Below are 26,991 nucleotides of genomic sequence, written 5' to 3' on the forward strand. Positions count from 1 at the left end.
GTATCTCAACCGCTTGCTGCACTTCTTCACGAAAAACGCAGAATTTCTCGGCCAGCACGGCTATTCATTGTCCTACGCGAGGTGCAACTTCTGAGTGTGCGCCAAGTGCGCCGCCTGATCCTGAAGCCTCCGGAGGGCCAGTCGCCGTCATCCATGGAGCTACCTTAAAAGGGGTTCGGGATGACAGGCAACAACTGACGTGACCCGACCTTCATCCGGTTCACGGAGAAAGCTCAGCCGGACCGGCAGCCAAGGAGGCCCCGGACCGGCCAAGCTCAGACTCCGGTGCTGGACAGGTAGGCCAGACTCCGCAGAAGGGTGTCGAGAGTGCCTCCCTGGTCCTGCTCGTAGTAGGCCTGGGTGCCCTCCGGCACGGCCGCCAGCACGGCGCGCAGCGGCACCTCACCCTCGCCCAGAGCCACCGTCTGCCAGCCCGCACCGTCGCGCCGCACGTCTTTGAGGTGCACGAGCGGCAGCCGGTCGGCGTAACGCCGGAGATAGGTCACCGGGTCGTGACCGCCCGCATGAATCCAGGCGACGTCAAGTTCGGCCTGGACCGTCGGGGCAGCCTCTAGCAGGAGGTCGAGCACTGGTCGCCCACCAAAGACCTGGGTCAGCTCATGGTCGTGGTTGTGGTAGCTGAGGGTCAGGCCGTGGGGAAGCAGCGCCTGAGCAATGCGTTCTAGGCGAGCGGCCAGGTCCAGCCACTCGGCCTCGGTCTCGGCACGGTGGTAAGGGTAGACAGCGTGACGCACGCCCACCGTCCTAAGAAACTCGACCTGGGTCTCCAGGTCTTCCTCAAAAGGCTCCAATGACAGGTGAGCACTTGGCGCCTCCAGGCCGCGCTCGTCCAGCGCCGAGCGCAGAGCCGGGGCCGACAGACCGCCGTAGTCGCGGGCCAGTTCCACATGCCGCACCCCCGCCTGCGAGAGCGCGTCAAGCGTGCCGAAAAAGTCCTGCGCCACCTGTTCCCGGAGTGTATAGAGCTGAATCCCAGTGTCCTGCATAGGCCGGCCTCCCTGACCGCGACGGCGCGCGGCACTGTATTTGACTTGAGGTATATACCGGTATAATTTACCGGTACAACAAGTCCGTTGACAACCCCTGTTCCCTCGCCGGAGGTTTTGCCGCCATGACGCCCAGCCCGAAATCCGAGTCTGCCGAGACTACGCTCGCTGATGTGGCGCAGGTGGCGCGGGTGTCGAAGATGACGGTCTCCAACGTATTGAACGGCAAGACCAACGTGAAGGCCAGTACCCGGCAGCGTGTCCTGAGCGCCGTTGAGGCGACCGGCTACCGGGCCAATCCGGTGGCACGGGCCCTGGCGGGGCAGCGTCACCGCCTACTGAGCTTGGTGGCGCGGCGCAGCAACTTGCCCTACGTCACCGAGGTCATCCGGGGGGCGAGCGAGGCGGCCGAGGAACTCGACTACGACCTAGTTGTGCTCATGGTCGGCCAGCACCAGACATCCGACCTGTCGCTGTTCCTGCGGCTGTCGCAGGGCACGGCCTTTCTCCATGCCGACGCCGTGGGCCTGGGGGTACCGGCCGGCGACCTGCCGCCCTACTGCGTCAGCGTGGACGGCTCCACGCACGACTCGCTCACGGTGGACAACCCCGGCGGCAGCCGAGCCGCCACACGCCACCTGCTGGAACTCGGACACACCCGAATCGCCTTCGTGAGTGGCTTGCAGACAGTTCCCCAGGATGCGCCGGGCCGGCGCAGCGACGCGGCCGAGCGTCTGCGCGGGTATCAGGAGGCCCTACATGCGGCGGGCGTGAGGGTCCCGGAGGCGTACCTCCAGCACGGTGACTACAGCCCCGGGAGCGGCGCACAGGCGGCCCGGATGCTACTGGCCCTGCCCGATCCACCCACGGCCATCTTCGCGGCAGGCGACGCGATGGCGGTCGCGGTCATCCACGCGGCGCAGGACCTGGGCTGGCGCGTGCCCGAGGACCTTTCGGTAGTCGGGTTCGACGACCTGCCCTTCTTCCGGGGGGTCCGGCCCGCCCTCACGACCGTGCGGCAGCCGCTCGACGCCCTCGGACAGGCGGCGGTGCGGCGGCTCGTCCGGCTGGCCCAGGGAGAGGAGGCGCCGCTGCCCCCCCCACTCGCTACAGCGCTGGTCGTGCGCGAGTCCAGCGCGCCGCCTGCCCCCCACCGCCCCTTCCAGACCCTCTAAGGAGCTTCCATGCACCGTATCGGCATCATCGGCACCGGCGACATCAGCGCCGCCTACCTTCAGATCGCGCGCGATCTCCGGCTGTTCGAGGTGGCCGGGATCGCCGACCTCGACACGGCCCGTGCGGAGGCCAGAGGCACCGAATTCGGCGTCCCGGCGCTGCGGCCCGACAACCTGCTGGCCCTGCCAGACCTCGCGGCGGTGGTCAATCTGACCCCGCCCGCCGCACACGCCGCCGTGAGCCTCCAGATTCTGGGCTCCGGACACCATGTCTACAGCGAAAAACCCCTGGCCGTCCGGCTGGAGGACGGCGCCGAGATCCTGCGGGAGGCCGCGCGGCGAGGACTGCGGGTGGGCTGTGCGCCCGACACCTTTTTAGGGGCAGGCCACCAGACGGCGCGTGAACTGGTGGACGCCGGAGCCATCGGCCGGCCGGTCGCCGCCACGGCCTTCATGATGAGCGGCGGCCCCGAGGGCTGGCACCCCAATCCCCACTTCTTCTACCAGCCGGGGGCCGGTCCGCTGTTCGACATGGGACCGTACTACCTGACGGCCCTGGTGAATCTGCTGGGGCCGGTGCGGCAGGTCGGTGGACAGGCCACCCGCGCCGTGACCGAGCGCGTGGCCGGGCACGAGAGCCGCCGGGGCGAACGCATCCCGGTCCAGACCTCCACGCACGTCACGGCGCAGCTGGGGTTCGGGGGAGACGTGGCCGCCACCTTCATCGCCAGTTTCGACGCGCCGGGCAGCGATCTGCCGCGCATGGAGCTCTATGGCACGGAAGGCACGCTCAGTCTGCCCGACCCCAACACCTTCGGCGGCCCCCTGCGTCTCAAGCGCCGGGGCGAGACGGCGTGGGAGGAAATCACGCTGACCCGGCCTTTTCAGGAGAACGCACGCGGCGCCGGGCTGGCCGACCTGCTGGACGCCGCCGCGCAGGGCCGGCCGCACCGCGCCAGCGGCGACCTCGCCTATCACGTGCTGGAGACCATGTACCGTACGCTGGAATCCGCCGAGGCGGGCCGCACCCTGAGTATCGAGAGTGCCCCCGCTCGACCCGCCCCACTGGAGACGCGGCCGACCTGGCTTGAAGAGGCCGCCGGGCGCTGACCCTGGCGCTCAGGGCCGGGGTTGCCGCGCCAGCCAGGTCGCGTAGTCGTCCTCAGTGTATTCCGGGTGATCCGGGGCCAGGAGGTTGCGCGCCGTGAGCCACTCGGAGGCGACGTACCAGCCGGAGTCCAACCGCGCGAGGACGTCTTCCAGGTAGGCCATGAAACTGGCGTGACGGCGCGGCCGGTCGGTCGTCTCATGGTCGAAGTCGAGTACCTGCCCGGCCACGCCCCCCGCGGGCGGCCGGGCGTCGAGAACCAGACCGTTGCCGCCGCCGTCGCTGTTCAGGCTCCACCAGCCCGCGTCCCACCACACCTGCCGGACGCCGTCCACGACGACCTCCGGACCAGTCGTCTGCTCGGCCAGCAGCTCCCGGCGCATCCGGGTGTCCTCCCACGCAGCCGCCAGAGTCAGAAAGTCCTCGGTGCCCGGCCAGAAGACGGCGCCGTCGTGCCGCAGCAGCGAGGCGCGGAAATCGGCCGGAAAGGAAAAGCCGAACGTCGTCTCCGCCGCTGCGACCGCCGCCTCAGACAGGCCAGGCCGCAGGATGTGGCCGAGGGTGGCCCCGGGCGTGTCACGCGCCACTACCGGCAGAAGATGGGTACTCAACCAGGCTTCGAGACGGGTCCAGACGGAGTCGAGAGAGTCGGGCATGGCCGGAGTATGCCGGACCCGGTTCAGGCGCGGGGCCGCAGCAGACCCGTCATGGTCTCGGCCGGGGCAGGTCGGCCCAGCAGGTAACCCTGACCCAGCGGGCAGGCCAGGTCCCGCCACAGGTCGTGCTGGGGCGCCGTCTCGATCCCTTCGGCGACCACCTCCAGCCCCAGATGGGCCGCGAGCTGGAGGAGGGCACCAATGACTGCCGTCTGTTTGCCACAGTCCTCCAGATCACGCACGAACGGGCGGCCGAGCTTGATCCGGTCCACCGGGAGGTCCCGCAACGCACCCGGCGCCAGGTGACCGGCACCGAAGTCGGCGAGGGCCACCGTGACCCCCCGGCTGCGGAGAGCCCCCAGCTGACGCCGCACCGAAAGCCTATTGCCGGCCAGCGTGTCCGCGGTCACTTCCAGCTCCAGGCTGGCCGGATCGAGCCCGGTGCGTTCCAGGACATTGGCGACCAGGGCCGGCAGGGTGCCCGCACGGAACTGCAACGCCGAGAGATTCACGGCCACTCTCAGGGGCGTGCCGGCGTCGGCCCAGGCCCTGGCCTGACGGCAGGCCTGTTCCAGCCCCCACTGCCCCAGCGCATCGATCAGGCCGGTCTCCTCGGCCAGCGGCACGAACTCGGCCGGCGACACGGCGCCCCACGGCGAATCTTCCCAGCGCAGCAACGCCTCGCACGACCGCAGTTCACCGGTCTGGAGGGCCACGACCGGCTGATAGACCAGCGACAGTTCGCCTCGTTCCAGGGCGCTACGCAGCGCCTCGCCCATCTTCACGCGGCGTTCCCGGCGCAGCGCCATCGCCCCGTCGAAGGCGGCGACGCCGCCAGGACCGGTCGACCTAGCGGCTGAGAGTGCCAGGTCGGCGTACTGTAGGAGCGTGTCCTCGTCGTGGGCGTCGTCGGGATAGAAACTCAGTCCAGCGCTCACCCCGACCTGCACCCGGGTGTCGCCCTGCGAAAAGACCTCGCCCAGCTCGGCGCACAGGTGACCGGCGAAGGCCAGCGCCTCTTCCCGGTTCTCCACGCCTCCCAGGCACACCGCGAACTCGTCGCCGCCGAAGCGCGCCGCGCTCGCTCCAGGCGGCAGTAGGTCGCGCAGGCGTCCAGTGATCGCCCGCAAAACTTCGTCGCCGGCGAGGTGGCCCCACATCCCGTTGACGTTCCTGAACTGGTCGAGGTCCAGCAGCAGCACTGCCACCCGGTCCCGCTGCCAGAAGCTGGCGTACATGGCTTCGGTCAGCGCCTGCTTGAAGCGGTGGCGGTTGGGCAGGCCAGTCAGCTCGTCGTGGTTGGCCCGGTAGGCGAGCTGTTCCTGGGCGCCGCGCTCCTGCGTGATTTCCAGAAAGGAATACACGCTCAGGTCCTGGTCCATCGGCTGCACGCTGCTCAGGAACCACCGCAGCTTGCCCTCGACGTGCCAGCCCAGCACCTGCCCCGACGAGGCCTGTCGGCGCTGGGCCAGGGCTCCGGGCCGGCGCTCGGGGTCCAGCAGCTCGCCCCGGCTGCCGAAGATCTCGGTCGCGTCCCCGTGAAGCAGCGCCCCCGGCAGCTCGTCGGCCCGCCGCCGGAGCAGCCGCGCGGCGCCGGCATTGGCCGCCACGACCGCGCCGCCGCTGTCGAGCAGGACCACGCCTCCGGGCAGGGCATCGACGACCCTCTGGTACAGCGTCTCGCGCTCGCGTAGGCCCTCGAACACCTCGTCCTGGCGCCGCTGAACCTGCCGGGCCTGCTCGGCGAGCCGGCGCCTGAGGAGAAGGGCGAACAATGCCCCCGAGACCAACAACGCAGCGGGCACCACCCACGGCTCCAGGGGCGAGCCGGTCGGCGGGGCTCCGACCAGGGGAGCAGCGCGGCCCGTGGCCACCGCGCCCATTCCGGCCCAGGCCAGGGCCGCGTAGACCCAGGACTGCGCCCATAGGAGACGGCGCCGCTTCAGCGAGCGGCCGGCGGCAGGCAGGAGCGCGGAGAACGCCAGACCGGCGATCAGGACGGACAGACCAACAAACGGGAGAAAGTCGAAATGGTGGATGGGCACGTCCTCGGAAGGTCGAGAGGGAAGGCGGAAGGCACCCGACTGTAGGACCAGTCTTCTGTCCCGTTTCTTAAGGCCGGCGTCCTTAACCTGCCGGCTTCCCCGGCCCACCGACCGGATTTCAGGCAACCTTGGGACTCTTCGACCAGGCGCAGAGGGCTGACCATACTGCGGGGTCATGACGGATCATTCAGGGTTTTCCGGCTTCGTGCGGGTACGCGGAGCGCGCGAGCACAACCTCAAGGACGTGTCGGTGGAGGTGCCGCGTGACGCACTGGTGGTCTTCACCGGGGTGTCGGGGTCCGGCAAGTCGTCGCTGGCCTTCGGGACGCTGTACGCCGAGGCGCAGCGCCGGTACCTCGAATCGGTGTCGCCCTACGCGCGCCGGCTCTTTCATCAGGTCGGCGCGCCGGACGTGGACGCCATTGAGGGCCTGCCTCCGGCCGTCGCTCTACAACAACAGCGCGGCGCGCCGACCGCCCGCTCGTCGGTGGGCAGCGTGACCACCCTGTCGAACCTCGTACGGATGCTGTACTCACGCGCCGGGGACTACCCGGAGGGCCAGGGCACCGTGTACGCCGAGGGTTTTTCGCCCAACACACCCGAGGGCGCCTGCCCCGAGTGTCACGGCCTGGGGCGGGTCTACGAGGTCACGGAGGCCTCGATGGTTCCCGACCCTGCGTTGACCATCCGCGAGCGGGCGGTCGCCGCGTGGCCGCAGGCCTGGGGGGGGCAGAACCAGCGCGACATCCTGGTGTCGCTGGGCATAGACGTGGACGTGCCCTGGCGCGATCTGCCCCAGGGCACCCGCGACTGGATCCTCTTCAGCGACGAGCAGCCGGTGGTGCCGGTGTACCCCGGCCTCACGCCCGAGGCGACCCGGCGGGCCGCGTCGCCCGACTATATGGGCACCTTCAGCAGCGCGCGGCGCCACGTCCTGCATACATTCGCCACGACCGAGAGCGCGAGCATGAAAAAGCGCGTGCAGGCCTACATGATCGAAACCGTGTGCCCGGTGTGCCACGGCAAGCGGCTGCGGCCGGAGGCGCTGGCGGTCACGTTTGCCGGCTACGACATCACCGACTTCTCGCGCCTGCCGCTGACACAGGTCGCCGAACTGCTGCGCCCGGTGGCCGAGGGCCGTGAGGACGGCCACGACCGGCGCCTGCGCGAACGGCCCGAGGTGGCGGTCGCCGCGCAGCGCCTCGCCGCCGACCTGGGAGCGCGACTGGGCGTGCTGCTGCGCCTGGGGCTGGGCTACCTGCACTTCGAGCGCACCACCCCCAGCCTCTCGCCGGGCGAGTTGCAGCGCCTGCGCCTCGCCACGCAGCTGTATTCCAACCTGTTCGGGGTGGTGTACGTCCTCGACGAGCCGTCCGCCGGACTGCACCCCGCCGATACCGAGGCCCTGCTCGCAGCGCTGGACGGCCTGAAGGCGGCGGGCAACTCGCTGTTCGTGGTCGAGCATGACCTGGACGTGGTACGCCGCGCCGACTGGCTGGTGGATGTGGGGCCGGGGGCAGGCGAGGGCGGCGGCGAGATCCTGTACAGCGGGCCGCCCGAGGGCCTGCGGAACGTAGAGACCTCCCAGACTGCCGCCTACCTCTTCCGGGAGACGCGGGCCGAGGCGCACGAGCCACGCGCGCCCTCCGGCTGGCTGGAGTTGAGCGGCGTGACGCGCCACAACCTCCAGGACCTGAGCGTGCGCTTTCCACTCGGGGTGCTGACCTGCGTGACCGGCGTGTCGGGGTCAGGCAAGTCCACCCTGGTCACGCAGGTGCTGGCGCAGACACTCGCGGCCCACGTTGGCCACGGCGCGGCGCCCGGGCCGGAAGACACGGAGGAGGACGGCGACGACGTGCCGGCCGCCACCGCGCGCCTGGGCGGCGACGTGGACACTCTCTCGCGGCTCGTACGGGTGGACCAGAAACCCATCGGGCGCACGCCACGCAGCAACATGGCGACGTACACAGGGCTGTTCGACCATGTGCGCCGGCTCTTCGCGGCGGCCCCTCTGGCGAAGGAGCGCGGGTACAGCGCGGGCCGCTTTTCCTTCAACGTCAAGGGCGGGCGCTGCGAGCACTGCCAGGGCGAGGGCTGGGTGATGGTCGAACTGCTGTTCCTGCCGAGCGTATACGCGCCGTGCCCGGTATGCCGCGGCGCGCGCTACAACGCCCAGACGCTGGATGTCAAGGTACGGGGCCAGACCATCGCGGACGTGCTGGGCATGACGGTGGACGACGCCCACACCTTTTTCGGGGACGAGCGCCCCATCTTCCAGGCGCTCGACACGCTGCGCGAGGTGGGCCTGGGCTACCTGCGGCTGGGGCAGCCGGCCACCGAGCTCTCGGGCGGCGAGGCGCAGCGCATCAAGCTGGCGACCGAGTTGCAACGCGCGGCGCGCGGACACGCCGTCTACATCCTCGACGAGCCGACGACCGGCCTGCATCCCGCCGATGTCGAGCGCCTGACCCGGCAGCTCGCGCGGCTGGTGGAAGCGGGCCACACCGTGATCGCCGTCGAACACGATCTCCAAGTCGTGACGGCCAGCGACTGGGTGCTCGACATCGGCCCCGGTGCGGGCGAGGAAGGCGGCCGCGTGGTCGCGCAGGGGACCCCCGTCGAGGTTGCTCGCGTGCCGGGAAGCCGCACGGCCCCATATCTGGCCCGGGCGCTCAGACTGGGCTGAGCGGGGACTAGGGGGCGGAAGATACACAACCTCCCCTTCTCCGGGTCAGTACACGTCGCCTTCCCGGCGCGGCGTCTCTGGACCCGGCGCGGTGTCCCCGGCCCGGCGGCCCCGCCCGAAGCGGCCCGCGAGCGCCGAGGCCGCCCCGGCGAGCAGGTTGGTGTCTACCCCTACGGCGACGAAGGTGCAACCCGCATCCAGGGCCGCGCGGGCCTGCGCCTCGCCGCTCTGGAGAATGCCCGCGGCCTTGCCCGACGCGCGGATGCGGCGCACGGCGTCCGCGATGGCCGCCTGCACCTCAGGGTGCCCCGGCTGCCCCAGATGATCCAGGCTCGCGCTCAGGTCGGCTGGGCCAATGAACAGGCCCTCCACGCCCTCGACCGCTGCGATCTCGTCCAGGTTCGCCAGCCCCGCTCGGCTCTCGATCTGCACGAGCAGGCAGATCTGGTCGTCGGCCCGCGTGAGGTAGTCCGGCACCGCATTCCAGCGCGAGGCGCGGGCCAGGGCGCTGCCCACTCCCCGCACGCCGCGCGGCGGGTAGCGGGTGGCGGCGACCAGGGCGCGGGCCTGCTCGGCCGTCTCGACCATCGGAATCAGCAGGGTCTGCACGCCCAGGTCGAGGTACTGCTTGATGAGCCAGGGCTCACCCACCACCGGCCGCACGACCGGCGCGACCGGGTAGGCGGCCAGTGACTGCAAGATCGCCAAGGTACTGCGCACATCGTTGGGGGCGTGCTCGCCGTCCACGAGGAGCCAGTCGAAGCCCGCCCCCGCGCAGATCTCGGCGCAATAGGGGTCGGCCAGTCCCAGCCACAGCCCGATCTGGGCCTCCTGGCGGGCCAGCGCGGCCTTGAAGGGGTTGGTCAGACTGGTCATGGGCCGAACCGGAAAGCCACGCCGCCCAGCGGGCCGTAATCGGCGTGAAAGGTGTCGCCCGGGCGCGCATCCACCGGCCGCGTGAACGACCCCGCCAGGATGACCTGCCCGGCCTTCAGGGTGACCCCGTGCGGGTGCAGTTTGTTGGCGAGCCACGCCACGCCGTTCGCCGGGTGGTTCAGGACGCCCGCCGCCACGCCGGTCTCCTCGATCACGCCCCCTCGGTACAGCAGCGCGCCCACCCAGCGCAGGTCGACGTCATGCGGGCGAACGGGGCGGCCGCCCAGCACGATACCCGCGTTCGCCGCGTTGTCGCTGATGGTGTCGAAGACCTTGCGGGTCGCGCCCGTGTCGCGGTCGAGGCGCTCGATGCGCGCGTCAATGATCTCGATGGCGGGGACCACGTAGGCGGTCGCCGCCAGCACGTCGAACACGGTGCAGCCGGGGCCGCTCAGGTCGCGCTCCAGCAGGAAGGCCAGTTCGACCTCGACTTTGGGCGTCAGAAAGCGCGAGGCCGGAATCTCGGTGCCCTCGGCAAAGACCATGCTCCCCAACAGCACACCGTAGTCGGGTTCGGAGATGTTCGACGAGAGCTGCATGGCACGCGAGGTCAGCCCGATCTTGTGGCCGTACACCGCCTCGCCGCGCGCGAGCTTGAGGTCCATCCAGGCGCGCTGCACAGCGTAGGCGTCGTCGATGGTCATATCCGGGAACTCGCGCGAGAACTGCCGCAGCGGCGTGCGGGTGCGCTCGGCCTCGTCGAGCCGGGCAGCGGCGTCCTGCAATTGAGGATCAGTCAGCATGGGTCTCCGGGAGTCAGCGCCTGAAGCGCGCGTGGATGTTGTTGTGTTTCCAGGTGCCCGCCTCGCTGAATTCCTGCATCTCCAGCGAGAGCGCCAGAAAGCGCCGGGCAAACGTTTCGGCAAAGTGGGCCTTCAACACCCCGAACAGTTCGTCGCCGACTGCCTGCCGGACCTCCGCACTGCGCCCCGCCCCGATCTTGAGGGTCAGGTGCACGAAGGCGTCGTCCGCCTCTCCGTCGGCCACGCGGTACTCCTCCAGCCGCAGGGCGCGCGTGCGGACGCCCCCCACCGGGAACACGTCCGGGCGCGCGATGAGCACGCTGTGCAGGGCTTCGAGCAGTTCGGGAATTCGGGCGTCGTCGCCCAGGTTGGCGGTGTACTCGGCGGTCAGGTGGGGCATCGGGCTCCAGGCTAGAACATCTGCCAAACAGATGCCGTGTCGGCGTCGTTTTGGCCGAACGAAGTGAACGAAGTCGAAGAGAGCATCCTGCCCGGAGGCATCTGGAGAACAGCGCCCCAGATGCCTCCGGGCAGGATGCTCTACTGCCGGGCGCCCTCCTGGGCGATCAGCGGCTCGGCGCTCTCGTCTTCCAGGGCGACTGGGTTTTCCAGCGCGCCCAGGCCGTCAATTTCCAGGCGCATCACGTCGCCGGGCCCCACATGGCTGACCCCTTTGGGCGTGCCGGTCAGGATGATGTCCCCGGCCTGCAACGTCATAAAACGCGACATGAACTCGATCAGCTCCGGCCCCTTGAGGATCATGTCGCGGGTGTTGCCTTCCTGGCGCAATTCACCGTTCACGAAGGCACGCAGCCCGAGATCGTAGGGGTCGGGCACCTCGTCGGGCGTCACCAGATACGGCCCCAGCGGCCCGAAGGTGTCCCAGCCCTTGGCACGCATGGGCGGGCGGTAGTAGTTGCTCACGTAGTCGCGGACTACGAGGTCGTTGGCGATGGTGTAGCCGCCGATGTAGTCCTCGGCGTCCTTTGCCTTCACGCGCCGGGCATCGCGCCCGATCACGATGCCGAGTTCGACCTCGTAGTGCATGAACTGCGCGCCGCGCGGGTACTCGACGGTGCCCCGGTGCGGCAGGAGGCTGGTGTTCGGCTTCAGGAACATCACCGGTTCCTCGGGCTGCTTGAAGCCCAGTTCGGCCACATGGTCGGCGTAGTTCAGCGCGAGCGCGATGACCTTGCCGGGCGTGACCGGCAGCAGGAACTGCACCTCGTCTGGGTGGTGGCCCTCGCCGGCCGCGTCGATCAGGACGTCCCCCTGAAGGGTGCCGCTGTGCTGGCGGCCTCGGGAAAAAAAGCGTGCGGTTTTCATGGTGGGCCTTTGGGTGAGGTGGGAGGTGGAAACGGAACGGCAGGGCGAACGCCGGACTCAGATCACGTGGACCGGCAGCCCCTGTAATTCGCCTTCTTTCGGCTCGGTCCAGCCACCGCCGTAGGCTTCGAGCAGCGAGCCTTCCTCGAACCAGCTCCGGGGCGTCCTGGCGCCCCACAGTGTCTGGCGGCGCGGGTCGTCGAGCGCCCAGCGGATCGGCTCGAAGTCGGGGTCCACGGTCAGGTAGTCGCTCGTGTACAGCTCGATGCGGTGGCCGTCCGGGTCACGGATATACAGGAAAAACGCATTGGAGACGCCGTGGCGCCCCGGCCCGCGCTCGATGGCCTCAGGCATCCGCGCGCCCGCCAGGATGTCGCAGGTCCGGATGATGCTCTGCATATCGGGCATCCAGTAGGCGAAGTGGTGCAGCCTCGGCCCCGTGCCGTTTGTGAGGGCGAGGTCGTGGACGCTGCCCCGGCGCTGGATCCAGGCGGCCCACACGCGGCCCTGCTCGTCCTCGGTGAACTCGCTGAGCCGGAAGCCCAGCTCGTCCATGTACCAGCGCATCACGCCCTCCACCTCAGGCGTCATCACGTTGATGTGGTCAATGCGCTGCAATCCCGCCCCCCGGTGCAGGTGGTAGTCCTGCAGGTGCCAGGGGTGCTTGACCGACTCGGCGTAGAAGGCCACCGGCACGCCGTAGGGGTCCTGAAAGCGCAGCAGCCGGGGCCGGTCATGCTCGGTTTCCCAGCGCCAGGGTAGCCCCTGGGCGTCCAGGAAACTTGCGGCGGCCTCTAGGTCCCCCGGGGTACCCACGCGGTAGGCAAGGTGCTTCACGCCCGCCTCGGGGGCAAGTTCGAGCTTCAGGGTCCACTCGCGGTCCTCGTTCGCGCGCAGGTACAGGGCGCCGGGCGTCTCGTGGACGATATTCAGGCCCAGCAGCTCGACGTAGAAGTGCCGCGAGCGTTCCAGGTCCGTCACGTAGAACACGCCGTGCGCGATGCGGATAACGTTGGGGCGGTCGGCGGGACTGCCCATCAGTCGGCCGCCACGGGCTGAGGCCGGTTCAGGAACTGCCGGATACGCTCGACATAGGGCCGCTTGTCGTAGGCGTCGTACAGCGCGCTCGACATGCGGATAGGGTCGCCGAAGAAGTGCTTCTCGTAGAGGTTCTGGCGCGCGCCGAAGCTGCTCAGGGTCAGGTCCCAGGCCAGTCGGAAGAGCTTGAGTCGCTCCTCGGCGCTGGCGTTCGTCGCCTGGAGGTGCTTCTCGATGAAGGCCCCCAGCGGGCCCTCGCGGTCGGCCTTGCCCGGCATCATGATGATGCCCGAGGCGCCCAGCAGCTGGATGATCTCGTTCAGGCGCGGGTAGATCGCCGGGTAGTAGTTGCGTGCGGCGTCCAGCGGCCCGCGCGCCGGGGTCATCACGCCGTAGGCGTTGAGTTCGGCGCCCTCCACGGCCGCCACCTCCAGCGCCTTCATGATCTCCAGCGTCACGATGATCTCGCTGACCTTGGCCTGCACGTGCTGGAACTGGCCGCTGCCCACCGTCTCCACGATGCCCTGCGCGACGCCCAGGAAGGCCTCGGTCTTGGCGACCTTCTGATTCACGACCTGGTAGGCCATATGCAGCACGGCGTCGGTCTTGGCGTAGGCCTGGTTGGCGAGGGTCATATCGTACATCAGGAACACACGTTCCCAGGGCACCAGAACGTCGTCGAAGATCACGAAGGCGTCCTGCTCGTCGAAGCGGCTCGACAGCGGATGGTCCTCGACGTCGCGCCCCAGGTCGAAGGGTTCACGGCACTGGAAGTACAGGCCCGGCGTGTCGGTCGGCAGCCCGAAGCCCACCGCGTAGCGGCTGCGGTCGCCGTTTTCCTTGAGGACCGTGGACGGGAAGATCAGGATCTCGTCGGCGATGGGCAAGGTGGCGAGCATCCGCGCGCCGCGCACGATCACGCCCGCCTCCGTCTCCTCGACGATGCCCATGGCGATATAGGGGTCGGGCAGTTCGCTGGCCTGCTTGCTCCGGTTCACCTGCGGGTTGGTCAGGGCGTGGGTCAGGCACAGGTCGTTGTCGCGCACGTACTCGAAGTAGCGGCGCATGTTCGCGGCAAAGTCGCGCCCGCTTCCCGGCTCGCCGCTGGCCTCGCCCGCGCCGAAGTAGGCGCTCGCCATCCCGGCGGCCATGACGTTGGTGTTCATGTAGTCGGGCGCGCGCCCCAGGGTACCCAGCGAGTAGTTCGCGCGGACCCGGTGCGCCTCGCCGATGCGGCGCAGGTCGGCCTTGGTGCGCGGCACCATGAACGCGGCCGGGTGACGCTCTCCTCCCTCCTCGAAGGTCAGCAGGTCGCGCCAGCGCGGGTCGTGCTGCAGGTCATACAGACCCGCCAGCGAGGCCGCGATGTTGCGGGTGGCCGGGTGGGTGGTGGGGTCTTCCACGCGCGCGCCGTCCACGTACAGGTTGGGGGCGTGCTGGCGCAGACGATCCAGAAATTGTGCTCCGGTACGGGCGGCCATGGTCAGTCCTCCTTTCGGGGCGTCGCGCCCAGCCGGGCGGCGCGGTGACCGTCCAGATTGATGGCGACGTTTTTCGTCTCCATGTAGAAGTCGAAGGAATAGTCGCCGCCGTCACGCCCGATCCCGCTGGCCTTCATGCCGCCGAAGGGCGAGGGCAGGTGCCGCACGTTCTCCGAATTCACCCAGATCATGCCGGCGTCCAGACCCGCCGCGAAGGTGTGCGCGCGCGTCAGGTCGTTCGTCCAGAGGTAGGCGGCCAGCCCGTAGGGCACGTCGTTGGCAATGTACAGCGCCTGCGCCTCGTCGTCGAAGGGCAGCACGGTGAGCACCGGGCCGAAGATCTCCTCCTGCGCCACCCGCATGTCGGTGCGCGCGCCCGTGATGAGTGTGGGACGCACATAGTTGCCCACCTCCCCGATGCGCTCGCCACCGACCGCGACCACCGCGCCGTCCTCACGCGCAATGTCGAAATACGAGCACACCTTCTCGAACTGCCTGGGGTGGATGAGCGGCCCGACCTCGGTCGCTGGGTCGAGCGGATCGCCGACGCGGATGTTTGCGACCCGTTCGGTCAGCCCGGCCACGAAGGCGTCGTGGATTCCGCGCTCAACCAGCAGACGGCTCGACGACGTGCAGCGCTGCCCGTTGAGGCTGTAGAGCATGAAGATCACAGCGTCGAGCGCCCGGTCCAGGTCGGCGTCCGCGAACACCACGACCGGATTCTTGCCGCCGAGTTCCAGGTGCACGCGCTTGAGGGTATCGGCGCCCTGCTTCTGGATCAGGCTGCCAGTGCGGCTCTCGCCAATGAAGGCGATGGCCTTGATGTGCGGGTGCTCGGTCAACGCCTTGCCCGCCGTCTCGCCGTAGCCGTGCACGAGGTTCACGACACCCGCCGGCAACCCCGCCTCATGCATGATCTCGGCCAGCACGGTCGCCGTCACCGGACTCCACTCGGCGGGCTTATGGACCACCGTGCAGCCGGCTGCCAGCGCCGGGGCGATCTTCCAGGAGCTCAGCATGAAGGGCGTGTTCCAGGGCGTGATGACACCGACCGGCCCAACCGGCTGCCGGACGGTGTAGTTGAGAAATCCTGGGGCCGGCAGGCTCAGGCCGTCCTGCGCGCCCTCGGCCCGGTCGGCGAAGAAGCGGAAGTTCTCAGCTGCGCGCACCGCCGCCGACTTCATGAAGCGGATGGGCTGACCGGTGTCGAGGCTCTCCAGAATGGCGATTTCTTCGGCCCGCGCCTCGATGAGTTCGGCGACACGGTACAGAAGCCTGCGCCGCGCCTTGCCATCCAGGGCGCGCCACGCCGGAAAGGCGGCCCAGGCGGCCTGCGCCGCGCGGTCGATGTCACGCGCGTCGCCGCTGGCCGCGCGGGTGAGGGGGCTGTTGTCGGAAGGCGTCTGGACCTCGAAGGTCTCGCCTTCGGCAGCGTCGACCCACTCGCCACCGATGAAATGACGCAGGGGCCGCTGCGCGAGGGAGCGCCGCAGGGCCTCGTGGGCCGGTACGGATAGGGATGCGGTCATGGAACCTCCGGAAAAGAAGCTGCTGTCGGAGCGGTGTGAACCGGCCCGGAACGAGTTGTGTGACCCTTCCAAGGTACGCGGACGGTTGGAGCAGGACAAGGCCTGAATCCACAGACTTCACGCCCGCCGTTGTCGAAATCCACAATGGCCCGGCGACGCTACAGTCCGGTCATGGTCCGAACGAGTGCCCTGAGGCGCGAACTGGGGCTGCCCGCCTCTCGGCCGGGCGACCCCGACCCCGAGTTGCCGACCCTGGCCGACGCCCTGACTATGGCAGCACCGCTGCCGCCCGCCCGCGTGCGCCGGGCCTACCTGCGCCTGCTGGCCACAGAACTCCGGCCGCAGTTCCCCGCCCTGAACCTCCTGCTCGACGACCTACGGAGCGTGACTGGCCGCGCGCACCCCGAACGCGCCCTGGTGCAGTGGCTCGCCTCGGTCACGGGGGGCCGGGCCACCGTCCACTCGAGCTGGGGCGACGTGGTCGCGCAGCAAGGCACACCAGGACCGGCCCAAGCCGAGCACCCCCTGGTCTACGAGGGCCGCCCGGTGGGGCGCCTGACCCTGGAAGCCGCGCCAGAGTGGCTCGCGCTCGTCCCCCTGATCGCCGAGCAGGCGCGGCTGGCCCGGCTCCAGTCGGCCGCTGCGGGCGCGGCGCGGCGGCGGGTGGGCGAACGGCAATTCGAGGCCCTGCTCGCCGGAGACCTGAGTGGCGCGCCCGAGGGCGGCCCCTGCGTGGTGGCCGCCCTGCGGCTGCAAGACCCCATGCCGCGGACCGGCAGCTCCCACGAACGCCATATTCAGCAACTCGACTTGCTGTGTGCGGTGGGCGAGGGCCATTTACAGGGGCGGCACCTGGCCTGCCTGACCACTGTACGGGGCGACAAGGCCCTGTGGCTGTGGCAGGGCCAAGATCCCGCCCAGGAAGCCGCGAGGCTGCACAGCGGCCTTCTGAGCGCCACGGAGGCCCTGTTCTCGCTGGGGGTCAGCGCACCGCAACCAGGATACGCGTCAGTCCGTACAGCGCTGGGACAGGCCCTTCAGGCTCTACACGAAGTCAGGACCCCACGCGGCCTCCTGACCTTTGAGCGTCTGGACCCCTTTCAGACGCTGCTGGAGAGCGCCGCTCTCCAGACGCTGTCCACCCAAGTCCTCGGCCGGCTGCGAGCAGTTGATGACGGAAAACTCGAAGAGACCCTGCGCGAGTACCTGCGGCGACCAGGGTCACTGGCAGCGTTGGCTGAGGCCCTGAACATCCATGTCAACACCCTACGCCACCGCCTGCACCGGACCGAGGAGGTGCTCGGCGGCCACCTGAGCGACCCGGCCTTCATCGCCCGCCTATACCTGGCCCTTCAGGCCAGGGAGGACACGGTGGGGAACGAGTAGCACGGTCCGGCCAGATTTTTTTGCCCTGATTTGATGACTTCTTCTATGAATGATGTTTTAAAAGAAGTGATGATAAAAGATCATCATCAGAGGGGAAATCGGGCAGCGTCCAGGACGGTGTTTTTCGAGATAATCACTCAGAAACTACGGGAAACGAAGCTGCGAATCACTCAGAAACTACGGGAAACGAAGCTGCGAATCACTCAGAAACTACGGGAAACGAAGCTGCGAAGCTGCGAATCACTCAGAAACTACGGGAACAGGGGGCCAAAACCCCTCAGAAACTACGGGCTATTTTTCTGAGGGGTTCTACGGAATCACTCAGAAACTGCGGGCGAAATCGGCCTGTTTTCGGCCTCTTCCCTCAGAAACTACGGGAAGGGGTTTTTGCGCCGAAAAAGAGCGTCCCAGACGGCTTGAAAAAAGATTCCCCTCAGAAACTACGGGCGGTCTCTCTGGTCTCTTCCCTCAGAAACTACGGGTTGATTAGAAGTGCAGTCGTAGGTCTGTGACGGCTTCCAGAATAGTAGGGAGGCCACCGGCCAGAGCGCGGCGGAAGGTTCGGACCACTTCACGGCCGTCGAGCTTTCCGGAAAGTACCGCCTCACCCAGCGCCGCGCGGTCGGCCACCGGAAAGTGCTTGATGACCCCGATGACCCCAAGCTGCCGCAAGGTCCAGTCGAGCAGTTCCTGCCCTTGGAGGCTAGCAGCCCGGCCATCCTCTGGCGGGGCGGGCTCGGCCGTCTCCGGCGTGCGCGAACCCGCTGCGCGGCGAGTCGGCCGAGCGTGTTCACTCTGGGTCCGGGCAGGCTCCATGAAGTCCTCAGGGCGCTGGATCATGGTAACGAGCAGGCCGCCGGGATTGCGGATGGACGTGACCCGCACGTAGCTGTCGAAGTGCCGCACGGCTGCCTCCACCCGGTCGGGAAAGACGGTCGAAAGCCGCAGCGCGACGCCCTTTTTCACGCCGCGCGCCTGTAGGAGGGCTGCGAGTTCGGGGTGCTCGCCCTCGGGGGCGGGGCCGAATACGTACCGGACCTCCTTGTCCTTGCCCCGGCCGGTGATCTCCACCGAGTCCACGTAGCCCTTGGCGCGCAGTTCCTCGTGTGCGGGCTTGAGGGTCCGCACGACGTTGTCGGGCCGGTCGGTCATCAGGCCCAGGCGGCTGGCCCAGCCCATCAGGGGCGCGCTGACCTCGCGGGCCAGGCCGTCGGCCGTGCTGTCGTCGAAGTGCAGCGCGTCGAGCTGGCGGTACAGGGCGCGCACGAGCGGCTGGCTGAGGTTGCGGTAGAACTCCAGGTCCAGCGGTTTGATGTAACCCGCACGTAGGCTCTCCATGACCGGTGGGGCGAGCTGCACCGTGACCACACTCGTGCCGCGCACGCCGTTTCTGGACTTGGTGTACGAGAGGTAGCTGACCTGCGCGAAGGACTGCGTCGTCCACTGGTGCGAGCCGCGCTGGAACCAGCCCTCGTCGATGGTGTAGGACGCCTTGTTCAGCCGCAGGACGCTCTCTTCGAGCGCGCGGTAATACTGCGCGGTGTCCGGAAAGCCCGAGGCCTTGAGCAGCGCGTAGGCCGTGACACTGAAGGGACCGTCGGGCAGGCCCGCCTCGAAGCAGAGGTTCACGAGCCCCACCATGAAATCGTTGTCCAGGCCGTGCGGCACGACCAGACCGTCGGGGACGGTACAGGTGATCACGACCGGGCGGCCGTCGGGCGTGAGAATCTGTTTCTGCCAGCGCTGCTGGTTGGCTGGTACGGTCTTCTGACCGCTCACAAGGGCCAATCGGGCCAGGTTCAGTTCGTCGAAGCCGCTGTTTTCCGGCGCTGCCGGGAGAGAGACAGTGCGGCGGGCCGGGCGTTCGGACATGACGCCATTGTACCGGTGGCCCCTCAGAAACTACGGGAAAAAGCCTCTGACCGCGCGGAGTCTGCGTGCCGGTGGACACCTAAGCCATGCGCTCGCCTGTCCGCACGGGAAAGTTCAGGACATTCTGGGGCGGCGCCAGCGGACAGCTCCAGCGGAAGTCGTAGAAGCAGGACGGGTGGTAGGCAAAATTGAAGTCCAGCACGAGTTCGCCTGCAGAGGTGCTGCCCAGATCGGCCCCCTTGACGGTGTCGAGGAGGTAGCGGCCGCCGCCGTAGCTTTCCTGGCCGCTCGTGGCGTCCCGAAAGGGCACGAAGACCCCGCCACCATACACGTCGATCCAGTACAGGTCGAGGCTGTGCGCGCCGAATTCGGCCCGGCCGAAGCACACGAGCGGGAGGTCCTGGCCGGTCGAGGAGGCCACCAGCAGGCGTTCCTCGGGCAGGCGGCGCACGTGCGCCGCGAAGACCAGGGCCGGGTCGTAGACCCAGACGGGCAGGCCCGTGAACGCTCCCCGCGCCTCGGCCGGCAGCGGAGACTGTGGATGGGTCCGGAACAGTTCACTGCGCTGCTCGGCCCACCAGCGGTGCGCCCCAACCGGGTCCTGTGACCGGCGCCGACGCACCTCGGCGTACATCTCGGTCACCCGTCGGCGCCAGTCCAGCAGGTCCAGCCAGGTCGGGGCCGTCGTCTCGGAAGCACTCACCGGTTCACCATAGAGCAGCCGTCCGGGGTGCGGCGGGGCGCTCTGTAGCGCGGGACATCCTCTAGACTGGGGCGAAGCTCATCCCGTCGCCCGGCCGCCCTGTCGCGTCGGCCCCGTTCCCCCTGCGAGGTTTCCCTTGACACACCTTCAACCCGGCGAGAAACGCAAACTGTCCGATCTCTCGGCTGGCCCGCGCCTGCGTGTTCAGATCACGCACGACCTGCCCCAGGGCGACGTGAGCGTCTTCGGTCTGGACGGCGAGCGCAAGCTCCGCGACGACCGGTATTTCGTCTTCTACAACCAGCTCCAGAGTCCGGGGCGTGAGGTGTCGTTGCAGCTCGGCGACGGGCGCGCCACCTTCGACCTCGACCTCTCGGCGCTGCCGGCGGGTATCGAGCGTCTGGTCTTCGTGATCTCGCACGACCAGCAGCCCCTGAGCCGCCTGGGCCAGTTGCGCCTGAGCGTGCAGGATGCCCAGGGCACCGAGCGCGCCGCCGTGCTCCTGGTGGGCACCCAGTTCACAGGCGAGCGCGCCCTGATGATCGCTGAGCTGTACCGCCATTCCGGCGAGTGGCGGCTGACGAGCGTGGCGCAGGGCTTTCAGGGCGGGCTCGACTCGCTGCTGGAATATTTCGGCGGTCAGGTGGCCGGCCCACAGACGCCGGCTGCGCCCGCTGCCCCGTCACCAGTTCCTGCGGCAGCCCCCATGCCGGCGACTCCGGCCTATGTGCCGCCCGCCGCGCCGGCCTGGAGTGCCCCGGCGGCTCCCCCCCAGGCTCCGGCCTATGCGCCTCCCTCCGGGTATGGGTCGGCCTCGGAGCCGTCGGGCGTCTCGCCGACGTCGGGCCTGGGCACGAGTCTGTCGGACTTCCTGCGGACGAGCGCCGAGCAGGACCGGCCCGGCGACGTGTTCGAGCTGGAGTCCAGCAAGATGCTGGAGGTCAAGGTCAACGGCCGGGTCTGGAGCAAGCTCGGCGCGATGGTGGCCTACCGGGGCCGCCTCGACTTTCAGCGGGCCAGCACCCTCAGCGACCTGATGGGCGGGATGAGGCAGGGGGGCGGCATGATGGGATCGCTGATCGGCGCCGCCATGCGCATGGGCAGCGGCGAGATGGGACCGCTCGTGAGCATCCAGGGTCAGGGGGTGTGCTACCTCGCCGACCAGGGCAAGGAGATCTCGATCATCCGTCTTCAGGGCGACACCCTGAATGTCAACGGCAAGGACCTGCTGGCCTTCGAGGACACCGTGACCCACGAGATCACCATGCAGCGCTCGGTGGCGGGCATGGTGTCGGGCGGCATGTTCAGCGTGCAGGTGCGGGGTCACGGCATGGTCGCCATCCTGAGCCACGGCCAGCCGCTGACGCTGCAGGTCACGCCGCAGGAACCGGTCTTCACGGACCCCAACGCGACCATCGCCTGGAGCGAGAATCTGCGCCCCGACCTGCGCGTCAACCAAGACCTGCGCTCGATGTTCGGGCGTGGGGGCGGCGAGACCCTCCAGATGGCCTTTCAGGGCAGCGGGTTCGTGGTCGTGCAGCCTTACGAGGAAGCCGCCGCGATGGAGCATCTGCCCAGTCACTGAGCCTCCTCTCCCCTGCCCCCTGTCGCCGGGCAGGGGCAGGCCGCGGGGTGTCCATGCGGGACAGGAAAGGGAGAAGGCGCAGCGTGGCCCCCGCGTCAGGCTCTATGCTCGGTGTCTCAGGATCCCTTCTATGACCCAGACCCGACTGCAAGACCGTGACGTGGTGATCGTCGCCGCCGTCCGCACGCCCATCGGTACCATCCGGGGCGCCCTCTCGACCGTCCGGCCCGACGACCTCGCCGCGCTCGTCCTGCGCGAAGCGGTGGCCCGCAGCGGCGTGCACCCCGGCGACATCGAGGAGGTCATTCTCGGCTGCGCCAACCAGGCAGGCGAGGACAACCGCAACGTGGCGCGGATGGCCCTGCTGCTCGCGGGGCTGCCCGATACGGCCGCGGGCCTCACCGTCAACCGGCTGTGCGCTTCAGGCCTCTCGGCGGTGAACACGGCAGCCCGCGCCATTCGCAACGGCGACGGCGACGTGTACGTGGCGGGCGGCGTCGAGAGCATGACCCGCGCGCCGCTCTCGATGCCCAAACAGGCGCAGGCCTTCGGCAATGGTAACGTCCTCGCCTACGACACGACACTGGGCTGGCGCTATCCCAACCCGGCGATGGAGGCCCTCTTTCCGCTGGAGGCGATGGGCGAGACGGCCGAGAACATCGTCGAGCGCAGCCGCGCCGGGGCCTACATGGGCGGAGAGATCACCCGTGAGGACCAGGACGCCTTCGCGCTCGAATCCCAGCGCCGGGCCGTGGCTGCCATCAATGCCGGGCGGTTCGCAGACGAGATCGTACCCGTGCCGGTGAAGGGCCGCAGAGGCACGGTCCTCTTTGAGACCGACGAACACCCGCGTATGACGCAGGCGGAAGCGGGCTACACCCTCGCCACCGACGCGGCGACCCTGGCCGGTCTACGGCCCGCCTTCCGTCCGGGCGGCACGGTCACAGCCGGCAACGCCAGTGGCCTGAACGACGGCGCGGCCGCCCTGGTCCTGACGAGCGTGGCGAAGGCCCGCGAACTGGGCCTGAAGCCGTTGGCGCGCTGGGTGGGCGGCGCGGCGGCGGGCGTCGAGCCGCGCGTGATGGGCTTGGGGCCGGTCCCCGCCATCCGTAAGCTGATGGAGCGCACGGGCCGGAGCCTGGGCGACATCGACCGCGTCGAGATCAACGAGGCCTTCGCGGCGCAGGCCATCGCCTGTATGCGTGAGCTCGGCATCGCGCACGGGCGGCTGAATATGGACGGCGGCGCCATCGCCCTGGGGCACCCGCTGGGCATGAGTGGCGCGCGGCTCGTCACGACCCTGGCCCACGCCCTCGGCCGCGGCGAGATCGCCTCGGGCGTCGCCGCCCTGTGCGTGGGCGTCGGTCAGGGTGAGGCGGCGCTGCTTGAACGGGTGGAGGCGTGAGGCACCCCCCCCTCATCACCGCGCAGGGGGCCGCCGCTCTGGTGAAGTCCGGCGACACCCTGCTCGTCGGGGGGTTCGGCATGACCGGCAACCCGGTGAACCTTGTCCACGCGCTAGCCGAAACGGATACAGGGAACTTGACCTACGTCGCCAACAACGTCTCCGAACCGGGCCTGAGCGGCGGGCGACTGCTACGCAACCGCCAGATCACCCGCGCGGTGGGCAGCTACTTCACCAGCAACCGCGAGGCCGTGCAGGCCAGTCAGGAAGGCTGGCTGGAGGTCACGCTGCTGCCGCAGGGCACCCTGGCCGAGGCCATCCGTGCCGGGGGGGCCGGCCTGGGCGGCTTCTACACCCCGACCGCCGCCGGAACCTTGATCGCCGAGGGGGCCGATACCCGCCTACTGAACGGCCAAGAGATGGTGTTCGTGCCGGCCGTTCGGGGCGACGTAGCCTTCGTGCGGGCGTGGCGGGCCGACCGGGCGGGAAATTTGCAGTACCGCCTGACCGAGCAGAACTTCAACCGCGCGATGGCGACGGCTGCGAAGGTCGTGGTAGCCGAGGTCGAGGAGATCGTTGAGGTGGGTGAACTGGCCCCCGAGCACGTCCATACACCAGGGCTGTACGTGGACTATCTCGTGCAGGCTCCCCTGACCCTGGCCAACCTGGGCAGCAGCGCGGACGTGAAGGGCGGCGCCCGGCGCGTGGACGAGGCGCGGATGAACATGGCCCGCCGCGCCCTGCGTGAACTGCGGGCGGGCGACGTGGTGAACCTGGGCATCGGAATTCCTACACTGGTCGCCGACCTCATCACACCTGAGATGAGCATCAACCTCCATACCGAAAACGGCATGCTGGGCGTCGGTCCGGCCCCAGAGGACGGCGGGGCGATGAGCTATCCGGTGAACGCCGGCAAGATTCCGGTAACGGCTCTGCCCGGCGCGAGCTACTTCGACAGCGCCGAGTCCTTCGGGATGATCCGGGGCGGGCACGTGGACGTAGCGGTCATGGGAGGCTTGCAGGTGGACGCGGCGGGCAACCTCGCCAACTGGGCGGTGCCGGGCAAACCATTGCTGGGGGTGGGCGGCGCGATGGACCTCGCGGGGGGGGCGCGGCGCCTGATCGTGACGATGACCCACACCGAGGAGGGCGGCGCGCCCAAGATAGTGGAGAGCTGCACGCTGCCGCTGACCGCGCGGGGCGTGGTGGACATGGTCATCACCGACCGGGCGGTGTTCGAGTTCCGTGAGGGCCGCCTGACGCTGACCGGCCTGATGCCGGGGGCCACCCTGGAGGACGTGCGTGCCTCGACCGGGGCCACCTTCGACATACAGCTCGATCAGCCGTAAAACTTCGCCCGGCCCCGGATGACGGGGCCGGGCGAACAGCGGTCAACCCCTCCGCCCGCGGGTCAAGGCAGCAGAGCCAGATTGTCCAGTTCGACGCGGCCGGAGACGGGCACCTGGTCGACCACGAGTTGCACGGCCACCAGACGCTTCATGACTTCGCCGGTCGCCACCTTGGTGGGCGCCCAGTCCGGTTGAGCGAACCGGCTGATCGGCACGTCCAGCGACGTGCTGCCGGCCGGTAGCGTCACGTAGACCTGAGGATTGCTGCCGTCAGCGATGCCCAGACTGCGCTCGCCGATCAGTTCCAGCCGCACCTGCGTGGCGCCGGTTCCGGACAGGTCCAGATGCAGGGTGCCATAGGCGCTCTGGTCACTGCCGACCGTGTCAGTGCCGCTCCGGGGGTTGAGTTCCACCGTCATGACCACTCCGGCGTACTGGTTGGGCGCAGTGATGGCGTAATCGAAGGCGGCGTACTGGCTGCGGCCGCCGCTGGCCGGCACGACCAGCGGCGCGGCCTCCGACCCGGCGGCCTGGTTGCTGAAGCTGCTGGGATGCGCGGCGTCCTGCTGGTAGCCGCTCAGGTAGACCCGGCCGCCGTTCTGGCTCGTCGGCCGCCCGTCCGTCAGGGTCTCGAAGGTGGCCAGCGGGCGGGCAGTGGAGGGTAGGGGCGTGGGCCCTGTTCCAGTCTGTCCCCCTCCGGTCTGCCCCCCCTTGGTCTGGGCGGGCACCTGGGCCATCGCCGCGCCGCTGCTGCGGATGTTCTTGCCCCGCAGGCCCACGATGAACCGCTCCTGGCTCGCCAGGGTGGAATTGATACGCCAGTCCTCTTCTTTCTGGATATCGAACCAGGTGAAGGCCCGGACCTTCGGGAAGCTCTTGGGCAGCGTCTGGAACAGGTCGTCGATCCAGGCCGGTTTGTTACCGCCGACATCCGCCGACGCGAATTCCGCGAGCATGATGGGCTTGCTGGGCGCGATCTGCTGCGCCTTGGCGTAGGCCGCCCCGAACAGGTCAGTGACGCTGCGCCAGTTGCCCCAGCTCGGATTGGTGCCCCAGTTGTACCCGTCGATGCCTATCCAGTCGACATAGGCGTCGCCGGGATAGGCGGCCGAGGGCGCGTTCCAGGCGTCACCCGGTACGTCGTCGTTGTTGTAGGTCCAGATCCACTGCACGTTGGTCGCGCCCGCCGCCTGGAACAGGTCATGGACATGGCGGTAGGCCTGGACGTACTTCTGCGGGTCGTTGGCGTTCTGGCCGGTGGCCCAGGGATACCAGTTGCCGTTGAACTCGTGGCCGAAGCGCAGCAGCAGCGGCTTCTGGGTAGCGGCCGCCGCCTTCGCCCAGCGGGTGATGTAGGCGTCGTACTGCCCCGACACGATGGTCCCCAGACGGATCTGCCCCGGATCGTCGAGCGAGAGGCTCGCCTTCCAGGGTTCCCAGGTGATGTGCGGCAACACGCCCTGCCCCTGGAGCGCCTGCACGTCCTGGGTGGGGAAGGGCACCTCGTCGCCCCACTGCTCGAACCACATCACGCTGGCGGGCGTGCGGCGCAGCTCGGAGGCGACGGTTTCGGGGACAGTGCGGTGCGCGGCGGTCTCGCGGAAGATGCCGAAGAACAGCCCGTCCGTGTTCGTCTCCGTGTCGGTCAGGACCGGCAGGGAACTCGTTGGGGTGTTGGAGGTAGGAACGCGGGTGATGGTGTTGCACGCACTGAGCAGCAGGGCGCAGGTCACGAGGGCAGGCCGAAGGTACGTCATCGGAACTCCTTGAAAGCAGGCAGAGAGGCGGCACAGCGGTAGGGGCTGGGCTGAGGACTGGACGGCAAGGTCCGAAATTCGGTGTAGAGCCACCCTAACAGGAGCACAGGAGTCCGTCAAGAAACCCTTTTCACAGCTCGAGATCTTGCTCTTCGTGCTATCGAATCTTCTCCAAATCTGGCTAGAACCCACCTTTTAGCCTAGTCATCCATTCGCTTGGACATGATTTTTGGAGGACTTGAAGAAAAGCTTTTCTCGGAGTACGATCCGGGTCAGTCCACAATTTTAGACGTGCAGAACGGTCTGCACCGTAGCCCCGGTTTTATGGCCTGGACATCCAGGCTGTGCCGGCCCCGTGCCCACCGCTCCCAGACCAGGAGGAACTTCATGCGCCTTCCCGTTTTTGCCGCCGTTCTGCTGCCCAGCCTGTTGCTCGCCGGGTGCGGCCACCCTTCCCCTCTGCCGGACCCTGCGCCGGCGCAGTTCGCTCCGCAGGCTGTCTCCGGCTCGTTCGGCCGGTGGGGTCAGACCTGGACCGCCTCGAGCTGGAAGAACGGCGATCCGCTGTTCGGCTGCACCTTCTCGCCCAACAACATCACCCTGGGGGGCGGTTCGGATCAGGCGGTCTACGGCTACCTGAACTCGGGTACCTGTAGCGAGGTCAAGAGCAACCGCTGGAAGACGCAGGGCAGTTCGTTCGGCGGTGACTTGTACGTGCCGGCTGTCGCGGGCACCACCACGACCCTGTTCACATATATGAACAACGGCACCCTCTGGAACGAGATCGACGCCGAATTCGTGCCCGCCAGGAGCGCGCTGCACCCGGCCCTGATCTTCCGCAATGGAGGCAGCCGCTATGTCTTCGAGGCCTGGCGGCCCGCGACGAGCAACGCCTGGCACCACGTCGAGGTGAAGTGGCAGGGCGGCAGCATCCAGTGGTATCTCGACGGCCAGCTCAGCTTCACGATGTACAAGAACAGCTCGCTGGGCCTGGGCGCGACTGTTGTGACCGCGCCTAGCGGCAGCGCGAGTATGCAGGTGCCGGCCGCCGCCTGGCCCACGCAGTCCCAGCAGCTCATCGCGAATTTCTGGCGCGGCAGCAACACGGCCGACGCCTCCGGGTTCCTGGGCACCTACGGCGGCGGCACCGGGACCGCCATCTGGAACAACCTCTTCTGAAGTCTGGAGTTTTGACGCGGCAGCG

21 protein-coding genes are annotated in these 26,991 nt (G+C 68.6%); 8 read left to right on the plus strand and 13 right to left on the minus strand.

What is annotated here, in order from left to right; all coding sequences use genetic code 11:
* Nucleotides 1-275 precede the first annotated feature (275 nt).
* Nucleotides 276-1,007, minus strand: a complete 732-nt coding sequence (locus tag ASF71_RS05155) for a sugar phosphate isomerase/epimerase (protein ID WP_056296086.1) — start codon at nt 1,005-1,007, stop codon at nt 276-278.
* A 125-nt stretch (nt 1,008-1,132) separates the two neighbouring features.
* On the opposite strand from ASF71_RS05155, the gene ASF71_RS05160 reads away from it, so the two are divergent.
* Nucleotides 1,133-2,182: a LacI family DNA-binding transcriptional regulator gene (locus ASF71_RS05160; protein WP_056296089.1), complete on the plus strand. Its 1,050-nt coding sequence runs from the start codon at nt 1,133-1,135 to the stop codon at nt 2,180-2,182.
* A 9-nt stretch (nt 2,183-2,191) separates the two neighbouring features.
* Nucleotides 2,192-3,292, plus strand: coding sequence for a Gfo/Idh/MocA family protein (locus ASF71_RS05165; RefSeq protein WP_056296092.1), 1,101 nt, complete (start codon nt 2,192-2,194; stop codon nt 3,290-3,292).
* Nucleotides 3,293-3,301: 9 nt separating this feature from the next.
* On the opposite strand, the gene ASF71_RS05170 is transcribed toward ASF71_RS05165, so the two are convergent.
* Together ASF71_RS05170 and ASF71_RS05175 are read right to left on the minus strand one after the other, a co-directional pair.
* Nucleotides 3,302-3,946, minus strand: coding sequence for an SMI1/KNR4 family protein (locus tag ASF71_RS05170; protein ID WP_056296095.1), 645 nt, complete (start codon nt 3,944-3,946; stop codon nt 3,302-3,304).
* Between the two features lie 23 nt (nt 3,947-3,969).
* Nucleotides 3,970-5,991, minus strand: a complete 2,022-nt coding sequence (locus tag ASF71_RS05175; RefSeq protein ID WP_056296097.1) for a bifunctional diguanylate cyclase/phosphodiesterase — start codon at nt 5,989-5,991, stop codon at nt 3,970-3,972.
* 175 nt (nt 5,992-6,166) lie between these two features.
* Here ASF71_RS05175 and uvrA point away from each other — a divergent pair, with 175 nt between their 5' ends.
* Nucleotides 6,167-8,677 carry an excinuclease ABC subunit UvrA gene (gene uvrA / locus ASF71_RS05180; protein WP_056296101.1) on the plus strand — a complete coding sequence of 837 codons (2,511 nt, stop codon included), beginning with the start codon at nt 6,167-6,169 and terminating at the stop codon, nt 8,675-8,677.
* 45 nt (nt 8,678-8,722) lie between these two features.
* Here uvrA and hpaI read toward each other — a convergent pair whose 3' ends face one another.
* From hpaI to hpaE, 7 genes are all read right to left on the minus strand, one after another.
* On the minus strand, nt 8,723-9,553 hold the full coding sequence (gene hpaI / locus ASF71_RS05185) for a 4-hydroxy-2-oxoheptanedioate aldolase (RefSeq protein WP_056296104.1): 831 nt from the start codon (nt 9,551-9,553) through the stop codon (nt 8,723-8,725).
* A complete protein-coding gene (gene hpaH / locus ASF71_RS05190; RefSeq protein WP_056296109.1) occupies nt 9,550-10,356 on the minus strand; it encodes a 2-oxo-hept-4-ene-1,7-dioate hydratase in 807 nt (268 codons plus the stop codon). The genes hpaI and hpaH overlap by 4 nt, the downstream gene beginning before the upstream one ends.
* A 13-nt stretch (nt 10,357-10,369) precedes the next feature.
* Entirely contained in the window at nt 10,370-10,756 is a 387-nt protein-coding gene (locus ASF71_RS05195) for a 5-carboxymethyl-2-hydroxymuconate Delta-isomerase (RefSeq protein WP_056296111.1), read from the minus strand.
* A gap of 140 nt (nt 10,757-10,896) precedes the next feature.
* Entirely contained in the window at nt 10,897-11,682 is a 786-nt protein-coding gene (locus tag ASF71_RS05200) for a fumarylacetoacetate hydrolase family protein (protein ID WP_056296116.1), read from the minus strand.
* Between the two features lie 57 nt (nt 11,683-11,739).
* Nucleotides 11,740-12,720, minus strand: coding sequence for a 3,4-dihydroxyphenylacetate 2,3-dioxygenase (gene hpaD, locus ASF71_RS05205; protein WP_056296121.1), 981 nt, complete (start codon nt 12,718-12,720; stop codon nt 11,740-11,742).
* Nucleotides 12,720-14,201: a 4-hydroxyphenylacetate 3-monooxygenase, oxygenase component gene (hpaB, locus tag ASF71_RS05210; protein ID WP_056296124.1), complete on the minus strand. Its 1,482-nt coding sequence runs from the start codon at nt 14,199-14,201 to the stop codon at nt 12,720-12,722. Before hpaB ends, hpaD begins: the two co-directional genes overlap by 1 nt.
* Nucleotides 14,202-14,203: 2 nt before the next feature.
* Nucleotides 14,204-15,730 carry a 5-carboxymethyl-2-hydroxymuconate semialdehyde dehydrogenase gene (gene hpaE, locus ASF71_RS05215; RefSeq protein ID WP_056296127.1) on the minus strand — a complete coding sequence of 509 codons (1,527 nt, stop codon included), beginning with the start codon at nt 15,728-15,730 and terminating at the stop codon, nt 14,204-14,206.
* A gap of 171 nt (nt 15,731-15,901) precedes the next feature.
* Here hpaE and ASF71_RS05220 point away from each other — a divergent pair, with 171 nt between their 5' ends.
* Nucleotides 15,902-17,116 (plus strand): CdaR family transcriptional regulator, encoded by a 1,215-nt coding sequence (locus ASF71_RS05220; RefSeq protein WP_056296130.1) that lies wholly within the window; start codon nt 15,902-15,904, stop codon nt 17,114-17,116.
* A 486-nt stretch (nt 17,117-17,602) separates the two neighbouring features.
* Here the strand turns inward: ASF71_RS05220 and ASF71_RS05225 are convergent, their stop codons facing one another.
* Complete coding sequence (locus ASF71_RS05225) at nt 17,603-18,988, minus strand: replication initiator protein A (protein WP_056296133.1); 1,386 nt, start codon at nt 18,986-18,988, stop codon at nt 17,603-17,605.
* A 79-nt stretch (nt 18,989-19,067) separates the two neighbouring features.
* Nucleotides 19,068-19,691 (minus strand): DUF1684 domain-containing protein, encoded by a 624-nt coding sequence (locus ASF71_RS05230; protein WP_235514142.1) that lies wholly within the window; start codon nt 19,689-19,691, stop codon nt 19,068-19,070.
* A 136-nt stretch (nt 19,692-19,827) separates the two neighbouring features.
* On the opposite strand from ASF71_RS05230, the gene ASF71_RS25645 reads away from it, so the two are divergent.
* The 3 genes from ASF71_RS25645 (at nt 19,828) to ASF71_RS22330 (ending at nt 24,030) form a co-directional block, all read left to right on the plus strand.
* The gene (locus tag ASF71_RS25645; protein WP_369814957.1) at nt 19,828-21,276 is read left to right on the plus strand and encodes an AIM24 family protein; all 1,449 of its coding nucleotides are present in this window, start codon (nt 19,828-19,830) and stop codon (nt 21,274-21,276) included.
* Nucleotides 21,277-21,406: 130 nt separating this feature from the next.
* Nucleotides 21,407-22,681 (plus strand): thiolase family protein, encoded by a 1,275-nt coding sequence (locus ASF71_RS05240; protein ID WP_056296139.1) that lies wholly within the window; start codon nt 21,407-21,409, stop codon nt 22,679-22,681.
* The gene (locus tag ASF71_RS22330; protein ID WP_082505567.1) at nt 22,678-24,030 is read left to right on the plus strand and encodes a 3-oxoacid CoA-transferase; all 1,353 of its coding nucleotides are present in this window, start codon (nt 22,678-22,680) and stop codon (nt 24,028-24,030) included. Before ASF71_RS05240 ends, ASF71_RS22330 begins: the two co-directional genes overlap by 4 nt.
* Nucleotides 24,031-24,092: 62 nt before the next feature.
* Here ASF71_RS22330 and ASF71_RS05255 read toward each other — a convergent pair whose 3' ends face one another.
* Complete coding sequence (locus ASF71_RS05255) at nt 24,093-25,787, minus strand: glycoside hydrolase family 26 protein (RefSeq protein ID WP_056296144.1); 1,695 nt, start codon at nt 25,785-25,787, stop codon at nt 24,093-24,095.
* Between the two features lie 387 nt (nt 25,788-26,174).
* Here ASF71_RS05255 and ASF71_RS05260 point away from each other — a divergent pair, with 387 nt between their 5' ends.
* Nucleotides 26,175-26,966 (plus strand): family 16 glycosylhydrolase, encoded by a 792-nt coding sequence (locus ASF71_RS05260; protein ID WP_056296147.1) that lies wholly within the window; start codon nt 26,175-26,177, stop codon nt 26,964-26,966.
* The last annotated feature ends 25 nt before the right edge of the window (nt 26,967-26,991 follow it).

Origin of the sequence: Deinococcus sp. Leaf326, from assembly GCF_001424185.1 — a bacterium.
GTDB lineage: Bacteria > Deinococcota > Deinococci > Deinococcales > Deinococcaceae > Deinococcus.

Excerpts from the sequence above, each read along its gene's own strand:
- hpaB (WP_056296124.1), bottom strand. The coding sequence starts at position 14,201 with ATGGCCGCCCGTACCGGAGCACAATTTCTGGATCGTCTGCGCCAGCAC.
- hpaH (WP_056296109.1), bottom strand. The coding sequence starts at position 10,356 with ATGCTGACTGATCCTCAATTGCAGGACGCCGCTGCCCGGCTCGACGAG.
- hpaE (WP_056296127.1), bottom strand. The coding sequence starts at position 15,730 with ATGACCGCATCCCTATCCGTACCGGCCCACGAGGCCCTGCGGCGCTCC.
- ASF71_RS05220 (WP_056296130.1), top strand. The coding sequence starts at position 15,902 with ATGGTCCGAACGAGTGCCCTGAGGCGCGAACTGGGGCTGCCCGCCTCT.
- ASF71_RS05255 (WP_056296144.1), bottom strand. The coding sequence starts at position 25,787 with ATGACGTACCTTCGGCCTGCCCTCGTGACCTGCGCCCTGCTGCTCAGT.
- ASF71_RS05155 (WP_056296086.1), bottom strand. The coding sequence starts at position 1,007 with ATGCAGGACACTGGGATTCAGCTCTATACACTCCGGGAACAGGTGGCG.
- ASF71_RS05260 (WP_056296147.1), top strand. The coding sequence starts at position 26,175 with ATGCGCCTTCCCGTTTTTGCCGCCGTTCTGCTGCCCAGCCTGTTGCTC.
- ASF71_RS05170 (WP_056296095.1), bottom strand. The coding sequence starts at position 3,946 with ATGCCCGACTCTCTCGACTCCGTCTGGACCCGTCTCGAAGCCTGGTTG.
- ASF71_RS05200 (WP_056296116.1), bottom strand. The coding sequence starts at position 11,682 with ATGAAAACCGCACGCTTTTTTTCCCGAGGCCGCCAGCACAGCGGCACC.
- uvrA (WP_056296101.1), top strand. The coding sequence starts at position 6,167 with ATGACGGATCATTCAGGGTTTTCCGGCTTCGTGCGGGTACGCGGAGCG.
- ASF71_RS05165 (WP_056296092.1), top strand. The coding sequence starts at position 2,192 with ATGCACCGTATCGGCATCATCGGCACCGGCGACATCAGCGCCGCCTAC.
- hpaI (WP_056296104.1), bottom strand. The coding sequence starts at position 9,553 with ATGACCAGTCTGACCAACCCCTTCAAGGCCGCGCTGGCCCGCCAGGAG.
- ASF71_RS05240 (WP_056296139.1), top strand. The coding sequence starts at position 21,407 with ATGACCCAGACCCGACTGCAAGACCGTGACGTGGTGATCGTCGCCGCC.
- hpaD (WP_056296121.1), bottom strand. The coding sequence starts at position 12,720 with ATGGGCAGTCCCGCCGACCGCCCCAACGTTATCCGCATCGCGCACGGC.
- ASF71_RS05195 (WP_056296111.1), bottom strand. The coding sequence starts at position 10,756 with ATGCCCCACCTGACCGCCGAGTACACCGCCAACCTGGGCGACGACGCC.
- ASF71_RS05225 (WP_056296133.1), bottom strand. The coding sequence starts at position 18,988 with ATGTCCGAACGCCCGGCCCGCCGCACTGTCTCTCTCCCGGCAGCGCCG.
- ASF71_RS05160 (WP_056296089.1), top strand. The coding sequence starts at position 1,133 with ATGACGCCCAGCCCGAAATCCGAGTCTGCCGAGACTACGCTCGCTGAT.